At 71.3% G+C, this 12524-nt stretch carries 15 protein-coding genes and 1 pseudogene; 9 read left to right on the top strand and 7 right to left on the bottom strand.

Going from position 1 to position 12524, the window contains the following annotated elements; translation table 11 throughout:
- The first annotated feature begins 69 nt into the window (after window positions 1-69).
- The 7 genes from ACWGKQ_RS39490 (at window position 70) to ACWGKQ_RS39460 (ending at window position 7852) form a co-directional block, all read left to right on the top strand.
- Window positions 70-420 (top strand): ArsR/SmtB family transcription factor, encoded by a 351-nt coding sequence (locus ACWGKQ_RS39490; RefSeq protein ID WP_361305377.1) that lies wholly within the window; start codon window positions 70-72, stop codon window positions 418-420.
- A gap of 182 nt (window positions 421-602) precedes the next feature.
- On the top strand, window positions 603-1085 hold the full coding sequence (locus ACWGKQ_RS39485) for an NADH-quinone oxidoreductase subunit B family protein (RefSeq protein ID WP_453296881.1): 483 nt from the start codon (window positions 603-605) through the stop codon (window positions 1083-1085).
- On the top strand, window positions 1082-3115 hold the full coding sequence (locus ACWGKQ_RS39480; RefSeq protein WP_453296880.1) for a proton-conducting transporter transmembrane domain-containing protein: 2034 nt from the start codon (window positions 1082-1084) through the stop codon (window positions 3113-3115). The genes ACWGKQ_RS39485 and ACWGKQ_RS39480 overlap by 4 nt, the downstream gene beginning before the upstream one ends.
- Window positions 3116-3125: 10 nt before the next feature.
- Complete coding sequence (locus tag ACWGKQ_RS39475) at window positions 3126-4082, top strand: respiratory chain complex I subunit 1 family protein (protein ID WP_453296879.1); 957 nt, start codon at window positions 3126-3128, stop codon at window positions 4080-4082.
- The gene (locus ACWGKQ_RS39470) at window positions 4079-4771 is read left to right on the top strand and encodes a hypothetical protein (protein WP_453296878.1); all 693 of its coding nucleotides are present in this window, start codon (window positions 4079-4081) and stop codon (window positions 4769-4771) included. Before ACWGKQ_RS39475 ends, ACWGKQ_RS39470 begins: the two co-directional genes overlap by 4 nt.
- On the top strand, window positions 4771-6366 hold the full coding sequence (locus tag ACWGKQ_RS39465) for a proton-conducting transporter transmembrane domain-containing protein (RefSeq protein ID WP_453296877.1): 1596 nt from the start codon (window positions 4771-4773) through the stop codon (window positions 6364-6366). Before ACWGKQ_RS39470 ends, ACWGKQ_RS39465 begins: the two co-directional genes overlap by 1 nt.
- 4 nt (window positions 6367-6370) lie before the next feature.
- Complete coding sequence (locus ACWGKQ_RS39460) at window positions 6371-7852, top strand: hydrogenase large subunit (protein WP_453296876.1); 1482 nt, start codon at window positions 6371-6373, stop codon at window positions 7850-7852.
- Between the two features lie 4 nt (window positions 7853-7856).
- Here ACWGKQ_RS39460 and ACWGKQ_RS39455 read toward each other — a convergent pair whose 3' ends face one another.
- The 7 genes from ACWGKQ_RS39455 to ACWGKQ_RS39425 form a co-directional block, all read right to left on the bottom strand.
- Window positions 7857-8291 carry a pyridoxamine 5'-phosphate oxidase family protein gene (locus ACWGKQ_RS39455; protein WP_453296875.1) on the bottom strand — a complete coding sequence of 145 codons (435 nt, stop codon included), beginning with the start codon at window positions 8289-8291 and terminating at the stop codon, window positions 7857-7859.
- Window positions 8288-8791, bottom strand: a complete 504-nt coding sequence (locus tag ACWGKQ_RS39450; RefSeq protein ID WP_453296874.1) for a DUF834 domain-containing protein — start codon at window positions 8789-8791, stop codon at window positions 8288-8290. The genes ACWGKQ_RS39455 and ACWGKQ_RS39450 overlap by 4 nt, the downstream gene beginning before the upstream one ends.
- Before the next feature lie 256 nt (window positions 8792-9047).
- Window positions 9048-9233 carry a DUF6126 family protein gene (locus ACWGKQ_RS39445; RefSeq protein WP_453296873.1) on the bottom strand — a complete coding sequence of 62 codons (186 nt, stop codon included), beginning with the start codon at window positions 9231-9233 and terminating at the stop codon, window positions 9048-9050.
- A 32-nt stretch (window positions 9234-9265) separates the two neighbouring features.
- Complete coding sequence (locus ACWGKQ_RS39440; protein ID WP_453296872.1) at window positions 9266-9682, bottom strand: ATP-binding protein; 417 nt, start codon at window positions 9680-9682, stop codon at window positions 9266-9268.
- Between the two features lie 59 nt (window positions 9683-9741).
- Window positions 9742-10080: an ArsR/SmtB family transcription factor gene (locus ACWGKQ_RS39435; protein WP_453296871.1), complete on the bottom strand. Its 339-nt coding sequence runs from the start codon at window positions 10078-10080 to the stop codon at window positions 9742-9744.
- A 5-nt stretch (window positions 10081-10085) separates the two neighbouring features.
- Complete coding sequence (locus ACWGKQ_RS39430) at window positions 10086-10268, bottom strand: hypothetical protein (RefSeq protein ID WP_453296870.1); 183 nt, start codon at window positions 10266-10268, stop codon at window positions 10086-10088.
- Window positions 10269-10378: 110 nt separating this feature from the next.
- The gene (locus tag ACWGKQ_RS39425) at window positions 10379-10690 is read right to left on the bottom strand and encodes a hypothetical protein (protein ID WP_453296869.1); all 312 of its coding nucleotides are present in this window, start codon (window positions 10688-10690) and stop codon (window positions 10379-10381) included.
- Window positions 10691-11406: 716 nt separating this feature from the next.
- On the opposite strand from ACWGKQ_RS39425, the gene ACWGKQ_RS39420 reads away from it, so the two are divergent.
- A complete protein-coding gene (locus tag ACWGKQ_RS39420; RefSeq protein WP_453296868.1) occupies window positions 11407-11790 on the top strand; it encodes a hypothetical protein in 384 nt (127 codons plus the stop codon).
- A gap of 228 nt (window positions 11791-12018) precedes the next feature.
- A pseudogene (locus ACWGKQ_RS39415) lies at window positions 12019-12416 on the top strand (transposase); the annotation flags it as partial.
- Between the last annotated feature and the right edge of the window lie 108 nt (window positions 12417-12524).

The following is a 12524-nucleotide window of genomic DNA, read 5'->3' as shown; positions in this document are numbered from 1 at the left end:
TGGGTGGATGCGATGCGCCGAGCACCGGTCGGTGGTGCCGTGCTGCTGTACGGGGGAGGAGACGGTCAGGTGAGTACGCCGCTCTACCAGCTGAAGGCCGAGTTCTTCAAAACGCTCGGCCACCCGGCCCGCATCCGTGTCCTGGAGCTGTTGAGCGAGCGCGAGCACGCGGTCGCGGAGATGCTGCCCGAGGTGGGCATCGAGGCAGCGCACCTGTCCCAGCAGCTCGCGGTACTGCGGCGCGCAAACCTTGTGCGGACCCGGAAAGAGGGCTCCAACGTGTACTACTCGCTGGCCAGCCCGGACCTCGCGGAGTTGCTGCGGGTGGCACGGGGGATCCTGTCCGGCGTGCTGGCCGGGCAGGCCGAGCTGCTCGCCGACCTGCAGGCCGCGCAGGGGGAGGCGAAGCCGCCGTCGTAGCGGCGGCCCCAGGACGGCGGCCGTCTCCTCGGAGAGTTGACAGCGCTCTGTGGTGCCGGGAGGCGGCCGCCTTCGCAAAGATTCCCCATTGGGGCAAAGCGTCGGAAAAGTGCCGTAACTCTGCTCGCGGGATGGCCGGTTGGTCCCCTGCGGAGAAGTCCTCACCGTCTCAGGGAGGGTTCATGAGTCTGTTGCGCAGGATCCGCACCACCGGGAAGGTGGCCGAACCCGCTCCGCCGCGCCCGCCGGGCGACGTGCCCGAGAAGGCGCGGGAGCTGGGCGGATCGGTGCAGGTGCGGTGCGTGGACGCCGGGTCCTGCAACGGCTGCGAGATCGAGATCGCGGCGGCCTTCAACCCGATGTATGACGCCGAGCGCTACGGGGCGCGGCTGGTGGCCTCGCCCCGGCACGCGGATGTGGCGCTGGTGACCGGGCCGGTGACCCGGAACATGGCCGAGCCGCTGCGGCGTACCGTCGCGGCGATGGGCGAGCCGCGGCTCGTGGTGGCGGTCGGGGACTGCGCGATCAACTGCGGGGAGTTCGCGGGCGGATACGGCGTCGAGGGCGCCGTGTCCGACGTCGTACCGGTGGATCTCCAGGTCCCGGGGTGCCCGCCGGAGCCGGCGGAGATCATCGCCGCGCTCCGGAGAGTGACGGGACGGTGAGCGTGATCCCGGCCGCCCTCGCGCCGGCCACCGCACTGGCCGGCGCGGGAGCGCTGACCGGGTGCGCGCTTCCCTACCGGCTGCGCGTTCCGGTCGTCGGCGTGCTGACGACGGGTGTGGGGGTCGCCGGCGGTACGGCAGGTGTGGCCGCACTGGAAGGCAGCCGCTGGAGTGCGGGTCTCCCCGGGTTGATTCCGCTGGCTGGGGCGCATGTGGCGGTGGATGCGCTGGCGGGTCTCTTCATGGCGGTCGCGGGGGCCGTCGTGGCCGCGGTCGCGGTGTACGGGACCGGGTACGCGTCCGGGCACGGCGCGCACGGGCTCGGCTCACGTACCGCGCAGGCGGTGCTGCCGCTGTTCGCGCTCACCCTCGTGCTGGTGCCCGTCGCGGCATCCGTGTCCACGTTCCTGGCCCTGTGGGAGGTGATGGCGCTTGCGTCGCTGCTGCTGGTGCTGGCCGAGCACCGGGAGCGGGCCTCGGTGCGGCAGGCGGGCATCTGGTACGCGGTGATGACCCACCTCGGCCTGGTGCTGCTGCTCGCCGGGTTCGCGCTGTTCGCCGCTCAGGCGGGCGGGGAGACCTTTGCCGCGCTGCGGGCAGGCGCGCACACCGTGTCGCCCACGGTCCGCGGGCTGGTGTTCGTCCTGGTCGCGGCGGCGTTCGCGTCGAAGGCGGGTGCGGTGCCGCTGCACGCCTGGCTGCCGCGCGCGCATCCCGAAGCGCCCAGCCCCGTCTCGGCGTTGATGAGCGCCGCCATGGTCAACCTCGGCGTCTACGGCCTCGTCCGCACCGGCCTCGACCTGCTCGGCGGCGGGCCGGCGTGGTGGTGGCTGGGGCTGACGGCGGTGGGTGGCGCCAGTGCCGTGTACGGGATCCTGCAGGCCGCGATGGCCTCCGACCTCAAGCGGCTGCTGGCGTACTCGACCTCGGAGAACATGGGCCTGGTCCTCGTCGGGGTCGGCGCCTCGGGCCTGTTCGCCGCCTACGGAAACCGGCCGCTGGCCGCGCTGGCGCTGGCCGCGGCGCTGCTGCACGTGGTCAACCACGCCATGTTCAAGGCCCTGTTGTTCTGCGCGGCCGGGTCGGTAGTGCGGGCCACCGGCTTGCGGGACCTGGACCGGCTGGGCGGGCTGCGCGCGCCGATGCCCGTCACGGCGGGGCTGTTCGCGCTGGGCGCGCTGGGTGCGGTGGCGCTGCCGCCGGGCAACGGGTTCATCAGTGAGTGGCTGCTGCTGCAGTCCCTGATCCACGGGCTGGCTGTCCCGGGCGTCGCGGTGGCGGTCGTCCTGCCCCTGTCGGTGGCGCTGATCGCGCTGTCGGCCGGGATCGCCGCGGCTGTGTTCGTCAAGGCGCTCGGGGTGGGCTTCTTCGCCCGGCCGCGCAGTCCGCAGGCGGCGGCTGCGAAGGAGGCACCGCTGCTGATGCTGGTCGGGATGGCGCTGCTCGGGGCGGGGTGTGCGGCCCTGGCGCTGGTGCCGGGACTGCTGGGTGACGGCCTTGACAGGGCCGTGGGCGCGGTCGGTCTTCCCGGCAGCGGTGCGGTGTCGGGTGGTGGGCTCACGGTGCGGCTCGCCGATGTCTCCGCGACGCTGTCGCCGCTGTGGGTGGTGGCCGCCCTGACCGTCGCGATTTTGCTGGCCCTGGGTCTGCCCCGGCTGTACGGGCGCCGTCGGCGCCGGGTGAACGCACGGTTGTGGGACTGCGGGGGCGGGGCGCCGACCCCGCGGATGGCCTACACCGCGACCTCGTTCGCCGAGCCGCTGCAGCGGGTCTTCGACGATGTCCTCGCACCGGAGCAGGACGTGGATGTCACCCCGGTCCGGGAGTCGGCGTACCTGGTGGAGCGGGTGCGTTTCCAGCACCGGGTGCCCGACCGGATCGAGCACCGGCTGTACGAGCCCGTGCTGCGTGCCCTGGCCGGTGCCGGGCAGGCGGCCCGGCGGCTGGCGGGCGGCAGCGTTCACCTCTATCTCGGCTACGGCTTCGCCGGACTGGTCGTCCTTCTGTTGATCCTGGCGGTGGGCTGGTGAGAGCGAACCCATGAGTGCTGTCGGATACACGGCCGTGGCCGGCCAGATCGTGGCGGTCACAGCCGGGGCGCCACTGCTGACCGGGTGGATGCGCCAGGTACGGGCCCGCCTGGAGGGAAGGGCCGGGGCCGGGGCGCTCCAGCCCTGGCGGGACGCCCGCAAACTGCTGCGCAAGGAACCGATCACCCCGGTCGGCACCGGACCCGCCTTCCGGGCCGCCCCCGCGCTGCTGGTCGCCACCGCCGTGGTCACTGCCGCACTCGTGCCGCTGCTGTCCACCGACACCCCCGTCAGCGGGCATGCGGATCTCATCGTGGTGGTGTCGCTGATCGCGCTCGGCACGCTGGCCCTGGCCCTGGCCGGCCTGGACACCGGCACCGCGTTCGGCGGCATGGGCGCCTCCCGCGAGATGACGGTCGCAGCCCTGGTGGAGCCGACCATCCTGCTGTCGGTGTTCGCCCTGTCGATACCGGCCGGCACCACCAACATCCCCGCCATCGTCACCGGCGCCGTCGACGAACCGGTCCGTCTCGCCTCCCCGGCCGGACTCCTGGCCGTGGCCGCGCTCGCGGTGGCGGTACTCGCGGAGACCGGTCGGATCCCGGTGGACAACCCCTCCACCCACCTCGAACTGACCATGATCCACGAGGCGATGGTGCTGGAATACGCAGGCCCCGACCTGGCACTGGTCGAACTCGGCGCCCAGATGCGGCTCACCCTGCTCCTCGGCCTGCTCTCCTCCCTGTTCGTGCCCTGGGGCATCGCCACCACCGCCTCCTGGGCCGCCCTGGCCGTGGCCCTGGTGCTGCTCGCGGCGAAACTCGTCCTGCTGGGCGCGGTGCTGGCGGCGGCCGAGGTGTTCTGGGCCAAGGTCCGGCTGTTCCGCGTGCCCGAACTCCTCGCCGGATCCTTCCTTCTGGCGCTCCTCGCGGTGACCGCCTCGTACTTCCTGACCGGAGCCTCATGAACGGCGGCCTCTACACCCAGCTCCTCGACCTGGCCTGCGGCGCCTTCCTGCTGGCGGCCGTGCTCGTGCTGTGGGTGCGCGAACTGGCCGTCATCGTCCGGATCTTCGCCCTCCAGGGCATCGCGCTCGCCGCCCTCGCCATGCTCCTCGGCGCCCACGAACAACGCTGGGACCTCATCGGCGTGGGCATCGGCATCGGCCTGCTCAGAGCCGGTGTCCTGCCCTATCTGATGCGCCGGGCACTGGCCGCGCTCACCGCCGACCGGCAGCGGTACGGCACCGCAGTGGCGGAAACCCGGGAGACGCAGCCCCTGGTCAACGTCGCCGCCTCGCTGCTGACGGCGGCCCTGCTGACATTGCTGGCCTACGCGGTGGCCCGCCCGCTGACCGAGCTGAACCCGACGCCCGCCACCCGGGCCCTTCCCGTTGGCCTCGCCGTCGTCCTGATCGGCTTCTTCGTCCTGGTGACCCGCAGACGGGCCCTCGCTCAGGTGGTCGGCTTCCTGCTGCTGGACAACGGCATTACCGCCACCGCGTTCCTCGCCACCTCCGGGGTGCCGCTGATCGTCGAACTCGGCGTCTCTTTCGACGTACTGCTGGCCGTTTTGGTGCTGCAGATCCTCACCACCCGGATGCGTGAGGCGTTCGGCACCACCGACATCGACGACCTGCGGGAGCTGCACGACTGATGAGCCCCACCGCATCCGCCCTGCTGCTCACCGCACCCGCCGCCGCGCCACTGCTGGTCGCCGGGGCGTACCCGCTGAGCAGAGCCCGCGCCCGGCCGCCTGCCGCAGCATTCGCCGCAGCGCTCACCCAGGCCCGCAAGCGGGCATCCGCACAAGGTTCCGTCCTGGTGCAACAGGCAGTCCTGCCCACTGCGGCGAGGCGCAAGCGGTATCCGCTGGACTGGGTCGCTCTTGTCTCACCAGCCGTGATCCTCACCTGCGGGAGCCTGCTCGCGGTCGATGTGGTGGCCGACGGCCCGCGCACCGCGTACTCCGGGTTGCTGCGCGCGGACGCGCTCACTGCCTGGATGCTCCTGGTCATCGGTACCGTCGCAGTCATCGCCTGCGGCAGCGCCCCCGCCTATCTGCGCGGCGAACGCGACGCCGGGAGGGCGAGCGAGCGGGCCGTGCGGCGCTACCACGTCCTGGTCCAGGCGTTCCTGGCGGCCATGTGCCTGGCCGTGGTGACCGCGAACCTCGGCGTGCTGTGGGTCGCCATCGAGGGCACCACCATCGTTACCGCCTTCCTCGTCGGCCACCGCCGCACCCGCACCTCGGTGGAGGCCGCCTGGAAGTACGTGGTGATCTGCTCGGCCGGTATCGCGCTCGCCTTCCTCGGCACCGTACTGATCTACTACGCGGCCCGGCAGGCCGGTATCACGGAGGCATGGGCCCTTGACTGGCCCACCCTCGTCGCCCGCGCCGACCGGCTCGACCCGGCGGTCACCCGCCTCGGCATCACCCTCATCGTCCTCGGCTTCGGCGCCAAGGCCGGCCTCATCCCCCTGCACGCCTGGCTGCCCGACGCCCACAGCCAGGCCCCTGCGCCGGTCTCCGCACTCATGTCCGGGGTCCTGCTCTCGGTCGCTTTCACCGCGATCCTGCGCTACCGCGTCATCGCGGATGCCGCCCTCGGCACCGACTTCACCCGCGTCCTGCTCGCCGCCATCGCGCTGCTCACCCTCGCCCTCGCGGCCGGCCTGCTGCTCGCCCAGCGCGACTACAAGCGGATGCTGGCCTACTCCAGCATGGAGCACATGAGCCTGATCGCCCTGGCCGCAGCGATCGGCAGCCCGCTCGCACTGTCCGCCGCGCTGCTGCACATCGCCGGACACGGGCTCGCCAAGTCCGTCGCCTTCTGCGCCTCCGGCCACATCCTCCAGCTGACGGGCACCGCACGGATCGGACGCGTCCGCGGCCTCATCGCCCGAACACCGCCGCTGGCCGGAGCGTTCGGACTCGCAGTGGTGGCACTGATGGCCTTCCCGCCCTTCAGCCTGTTCGCCTCCGAACTCGGCATCGCCCGGGCCGGGTTCGCCGCCGGTCCGGGCCTGAGCTGGGTCACCGCAGTGGCCCTGCTGCTTGTCCTGGCCGCTTTCGCCGCGCTCGCGGTCCGCACCGCCCGCATGCTGCTCGGACCGGGAACTCCGGCCAAGGAAAGCCCGGGCGCCGCGTGGCCCCTGGCGCTGGGTCTGGCTGCCTGCGCTGCCCTGGGCATGGCCACCGGCCCGCTCACCGACCTGCTGCACGCCGCCGCCCAGGCGATCGGAGGCTGAAGCGATGCGCAGCATCCACGAGATCGACGCCACCGACCTGCCGCAGCGCGCGAAAGAGCTGCTCGACGCCGACCACCGGCTCGCCCTGGTCGCCGCCCACCACGACGAGGGCGGACTGCGGGTGGTGTACCTGTTCGTGACGGGCCCACCCGACACGCGCACCGAACTCCACGTCCGCCTTGACCCCGACCGGCCCGAGGTCCCCACGCTCGCCCCTCTCTCCTTCCCCGCAGGCCGGTTCGAACGCGAGATGCGCGACCTGTTCGGCATCGTCCCCCAGGGCCACCCCCTGCCCCGCCGCCTCGTCCGGCACTTCCACTGGCCGCGCGGCTGGTATCCCATGCGCCCCGACGCCGGAGCACCGCCGGCCTTCGGCGAGCAGGAAGGCCCCTACCCCTTCCTGGAAGTCGAGGGCGACGGCGTCTACGAGATCCCCGTCGGCCCGGTGCACGCCGGGCTGATCGAACCCGGCCACTTCCGCTTCTCCGTCGTCGGCGAGACCATCCTCAAACTCAAGGCCCGCCTCTGGTTCGTCCACAAAGGCATCGAGAAACTGTTCCAAGGCCGCAGCATCGCCGCCGGCCTGCCGCTGGCCGAGCGCATCAGCGGCGACACCGCCGTCGGCCATGCGCTCGCCTACTGCCTGGCCGTCGAAGAGGCCACCGGCACCAAGGTTCCCGCAGAGGCACAACGCGCCCGCGCCCTGCTGCTGGAACTTGAGCGCATCCACAACCACGTCGCCGACCTCGGCATGCTCTGCAACGACGTCGGCCACGGAATCCTCAACACCCACGCCCAGCGCGTCCGCGAGCAACTCCTGCGCCTGAATAAAGAGATCACCGGACACCGACTGCTCCGCGGCGGCATCGTCCCCGGCGGCGCAGCCCTGCGCGCCCTGCCCGATCCGGTCCGGCTGAAGGCGATCCGTGAGGACATCGGGGAGATCGCCGACCTCGCCCTCGGCCACTCCACGGTCCGTGACCGCTTCACGGGAACGGCCGTCCTGCGGACCACCGCGGCCCAGGAAATCGGCTGCCTCGGCTACGTCGCCCGCGCCAGCGGCATCGCCAACGACGCCCGCGTGGCGCACCCCTTCACCGCATACGGTCCACAACTCGACGTCCCCGTCCACGTCACCGGCGACGTCCTGGCCCGTTTCCTCGTCCGCGCCCAGGAGATAGAGGTCTCGCTCACCCTGATCGAGCACTTCACCGACGGACTCGACGCCCCCGCCGCCGTGCCGGCGCCCCGCCCGCTGCCCGGCGCGGGCCCCGGCACCGGCGTGGGACTGGTCGAGGGCTGGCGCGGCACCATCGTCACCCGCGTCGAACTCGCACCCGACCACAGCCTGGCCCGGGTCAAGCCCGTCGACCCGTCCTTCTTCAACTGGCCCGCCCTGCCGGTGGCATTGGCCGACACGATCGTCCCGGACTTCCCGCTGACCAACAAGAGCTTCAACCTGTCCTACGCTGGCAACGACCTGTGACCGGTCAGGAACCCGCGTCGCCGCCCACCAGCCGGTATCCGGTCACGATGTCGGCCTGGATCCGCAGCACATGGTCCATCTCCGTGTCGACCCAGGGCGTGAGCAGCGTCAGGTAGCGGGCACACTCTGCGGGATCGGTGACGGGGCTGGCGGCGCCGGTGACGACCACGCTCCAGCCGGTGCGCGTGGCCGGGTCGAGAGCGTCGGCCTCGTAGGCCACCACCTCCGACCGCGCCGCACGCCCCAGCAATGCACCGCCGGCGTGCGTGCGGATGACGATGTCGCCATTCGCCTCCACGAGATGGTTGACCGGGCGGATCGCCGGCAGCGCCTGGTGGGAGAACACCACGCGTCCCAGCGGCGCCGCGGCCAGCAGTTTCAGCGCCTCGTCCCGCCCCAGCTCGACCATCCGAACCCTCGGCGGAGTACCGGCCGTCATGACGGCTCCTCTCCCGCTTTGTCCCGTACCCGCTCGGCACCGTCCGGCCACAGCACCTCGACGTCGATGCCGTGGCTGCGCGCATAGGCCACCAGGTGAGCGGTGGTGTCACGACCGTTGGACGCGGTGCCGTCCCAGATCGCCAGGACCCGCGCGCAGGCCCGGAGCAGCCGCTCGTCGGCGCGCACGCAGGCGTCTCGGTCCGCCGGGTCGTACTCCAGCAGCCGCACCTGCTCGGACAGCAGCAGCAATTCCCCGGCCGCCCGCCGGTCCCGCTCCCGCAGCAGCGCGGGCACCCGGTTCAGCGTGGGCACCACGGTCACCAGCGCCAGCCCGGCCTGTTTCGCGGCTCGTCCGAACGCCACCGGCAGACCCTGCCCGACCCGGACCAGGCCCGTCCGACCGGCCTCGGCACACCGGGCCAGCCGCGCGCACAGCTCTTCCTCCAGCAGGGCCAGGGTCCAGGGCGCGAGATCCGCATGCCCCACAACAGCAATCAACCTCGGCAGTCCTTTCTCCGTCATCCACGCCGTTCGCAGCAACGTCAATGGAAGAAATCTTCAAGTCGTGCCCAGGGCGGTCCGCCGGGGCGGGGAGGCATATGGGACAGCCGCCCGCGGGAGAGGAACGGCCGTCCATCAGCTGGGCCGATCCACAGCGTCACCGATGCCCCAGCGGCTGCATAGGGCCGTTCGGCCCCAGGCCGGGGGGCGATGACTCGTTTCTCGGAGGCGCCCGGACACCCTGGCGACGTGGTTACTTGTGCGCGTGCTCGCCGAGGTAGAAGAGCAGCCACACGAACCCGGCGAACAGATGGGTGCCGAAGATGTAGAAGCCCGCCCGGATCGCTACACCGCGCTCGATCCGCCACTCACGGTCCTTGTCCTTCCCCTTGCGCGTCGTGTTCGCCGGCTGCTCGGCCGCCTCGGCTCCATCACTCACGATGTCATCTCCCTGTCCTGCGATCTCCACGTTCACCTGGCCTGTGACGGCATGCGGAACCTGACGAGGACCACCTTGCCGTCATGGTCGATGCCCGGTTCCGCGCTGACGTCGCCGTCGTACTCGCCGGCCAGCTCGGCCACCAGCTGCAGCCCCGCCCCCATCGCGCCCGGTTCGAGGTCGGGCAGGCACGGATCGGCATCAGCGACGCCGACGACCAGATGCCCCGCCCCGACCGTCATCCCCACGTCCGCGACCGGAGACCGGGGTGCGTGACGCAGCACGTTCACGACCAGCTCGCTGACCACCAGCAGCACCGCGTCGGCGGACGCGGAGCCCGGCGCGACGCCCACCTCACCGAAGCGACCGGCCACCGCCTCACGAGCCAGCCGTACCGCCTCCGGCCCCACCGGGACCGAGACGACGTGGCGCCGCACGGGCGACGCCACATGCACTATCACCCCCGCGGGCTGACGTCTGCGCCACGGCCGGAACGGGTGCCCGCCCTTCACCGGGCTGCATCCGTGGAACGCAGCTCTTCCAGCAGCTCCTGCCGGCCCGCCAGCAGCACGGACAGAATCCGGCGTGCCGCGGCCAGCAGGTCGGCCACATCCCCGCCCGCCAGCTCGTACACCACGGTGGAGCCGGTCCGGGTAGCGGTGACGATCCCGGAACGGCGCAACACCGCCAGCTGCTGCGACAGGCTCGACGGCTCGACCTCGATCGCGGACAGCAGGTCGCGCACCGGCTTCGGCCCGTCCTGCAGCAGCTCCAGCACCCTGATCCGCACCGGATGCCCGAGCATCCGGAAGAACTCCGCCTTCGCCTCGTACAACGGAACCGGCATCCCGATCACCCCTCGCCCGGCTCTGTCGCCCCGACGTCAAGCCCATGCCTGCGGGCGAACCTCACCGCGTCGTCCAGCTCGTCCTGCGCCACCGCGACGGCGTAGGGGTCCTCGGCCGCCCGGGCGGCCGCCAGAGCAGCCCGGGCCGCCCGCACCCGCGACAGCAGCGCCTCAACGACTGTGTCCACCCCGACCTCCACGCCTGGATCATCTGTCAACAGAAGCAACTAACCAATTGAAGAACTCTTCAATTATAGGCCGAGCGAACCACGGCGGGGCCCGTCCCGCGAGGGAGGGCTCAGACGTCTGCCAGCTGTGCGCAGAGGCAGAACTCGCGCAGTTCGGCTCCGCAGGCGCACTGGCGGACGAAAGAGAGCGCATCGCCCCGCTGCAGCGAGTCCCGACACAGCTCGTCGGTCAACTCCAGAGCACGCTGAGCCACGCAGCCGAGCCGGCTGACCGGACCCGCCTCCGCCTCACGGCGCAGGCGCGCGAGCTCCCTCGTGGCCACCGGATCGGTACCCGCTGCCTGCAACTGCGCCAGGAGCACGGACGCCTCCCCGACGAGATACTGCTGCGTCAACCCGACCACCGCCCAACCGGCCAGCACGCCGACACCACCATTCTCCGCTCCGGCATCCCCCGCGGCCAGACTTCGCCGAAGGTCCCCGGCGTGCTCCCGCACACGCCGCAGCCGCGGGCCGCTTGCACGAGGACACGGAGCTTGACTCTGCCGCCGACCGACGAAGCACCCACGCCCCGCCGGCCGACTGCCTTTCAGAACTACCTCGACCAGCGCGAGATACCCCAGCCGAAGTCCTGGTGAACCCTGGGCAGCTGACCTCGGCAACTCCAAGATCCCCGACTGTCAAGCTGAGAGTGGGTGACGCCGCTGCCAGCAAGGAGCTGTCGGCCAGCGGCGAGAGTGGGACGCTCGAAGGTGCGGCTGGGGCAGCGGAGACGCAACCCGCCCAGACGCCGCAGCGACGTCTTTGAAGCCTTCACCATGCTCACCGCTGGCGTCCTGGCGCTGGCAGGGGGCTCGTGGCCGGCCTGGTCACCCAGCAAGTGGCGGAGCGCGACCATCGGTGCGGGGCCGAAGCCATCCCTGTGCCTGGTCCCGTGAGAGAACTCCCTCGGGCTGGTGGACCGCCTCTAGGCCCGCTCGGCCCCCAGGTGGGGCGCCGAACATTGATTGGCTTTACGAACCCATTGCGAGCCCAAGAGGTTCCACGCAATCCCACATCCGTACTCCTGTAGGTGCGGGTCTCAAGCCGGGCAGGAGACACGGTGCTCGTTTCACGGACAGCGGCGGGAACTCTCTTCGTGGGTAGTGCGCTCAGCCTTACCCTGGGATCGCTCTTCTACCCCACCATGCTCGGAGTCCAGAAAGTCAGCAGCGCACCCGAGCGGATCATCGCCGAGACCGTGCGCGTCGCGGACGGCCAGTTCTTCAGCACGGTCGCGGCGGTCCTGACCACCACCCGCAACACCCTGGTCCGGCAGCTGGCAGACCAGGCCAACGACACGCTCCTGGACCACATGACCGTCGTGGAGAAGACCGGGCTGGTCAACTTGGGCCAGGTTGTCGTCCAGGAGACGGCGGCATCCACACTCCTGACTCAGGACCTGACCCCGCCGCCACCGGCGGCGGGCGAGCCACCAGTGGTGCTCACTGCCCCGGGCGACGCGAGCGCATCGGCGCGGTGAGTCCGGAGCCGGCTACGCCGGCCAGACTGACCCGCCCGGCTCCAGCCTCCCGTCCTCCTGAGGCGCGCAGCCGATCAGCACCCCCTCGAAAGGCAACTCCACCGTCGCTCCGAAGAGGTTCGCCACGCACCGCCAGCCGTGCGGCCGGGTGAGTTCAGCACTCCGACCGGGACAACATCCGCCGACGGAAGCTCCTCCGCCTCCGGCAGCTTGCGGCGCAGGCGCAGGGCCCTGCAGGAGATATACAGCGCCCCGGACTGCGACCATGCACAAAGTGTGGCCGTGTTCGCCAAGACCTACGGCGCGAAGTTCCCCAAGGCCGTCAAGAAGATCACCGACGACGTGGACGAACTGCTGGCCTTCTACGACTTCCCGCCGAGCACTGAATCCACTTGCGCACCACGAACCCGATTGACTCGACTTTCGCCACTGTCTGGCTGCGGACCAGGGTCACCCGGGGCCCTGGCAGCGCGGCCGCCGCCCTGGCCATGGTCTTCAAGCTCCTCGAGTCCGCCCAGCAGCGGTGGCGGGCCGTGAACGCACCCCACCTCGTCGCCCTGGTCCGTGCCGGAGCCCGCTTCAAGCGCGGCCACCTCGTCGAACGCTCCGAGAGCCACGCGGCCTGAACGACCGCACTTGCTCCACGGGTCATGACTCCTGCGCCCTCAGCCCGGCAGCAGGCCGGCGCGTCGGGCCGATGAGTTTACCGGTTGCCTGACGTCTTGCTTGTGACA

Source organism: Streptomyces sp. NPDC054770, from assembly GCF_053611985.1.
Note: the sequence above shows the minus strand (reverse complement) of the source record. Positions and strands in the feature narration are given on the sequence as shown.

Coding starts and splice junctions, on each gene's coding strand:
- ACWGKQ_RS39485 (WP_453296881.1), top strand. CDS start 603: ATGAGTCTGTTGCGCAGGATCCGCACCACCGGGAAGGTGGCCGAACCC.
- ACWGKQ_RS39475 (WP_453296879.1), top strand. CDS start 3,126: ATGAGTGCTGTCGGATACACGGCCGTGGCCGGCCAGATCGTGGCGGTC.
- ACWGKQ_RS39470 (WP_453296878.1), top strand. CDS start 4,079: ATGAACGGCGGCCTCTACACCCAGCTCCTCGACCTGGCCTGCGGCGCC.
- ACWGKQ_RS39465 (WP_453296877.1), top strand. CDS start 4,771: ATGAGCCCCACCGCATCCGCCCTGCTGCTCACCGCACCCGCCGCCGCG.
- ACWGKQ_RS39460 (WP_453296876.1), top strand. CDS start 6,371: ATGCGCAGCATCCACGAGATCGACGCCACCGACCTGCCGCAGCGCGCG.
- ACWGKQ_RS39455 (WP_453296875.1), bottom strand. CDS start 8,291: ATGACGGCCGGTACTCCGCCGAGGGTTCGGATGGTCGAGCTGGGGCGG.
- ACWGKQ_RS39435 (WP_453296871.1), bottom strand. CDS start 10,080: ATGCCGGTTCCGTTGTACGAGGCGAAGGCGGAGTTCTTCCGGATGCTC.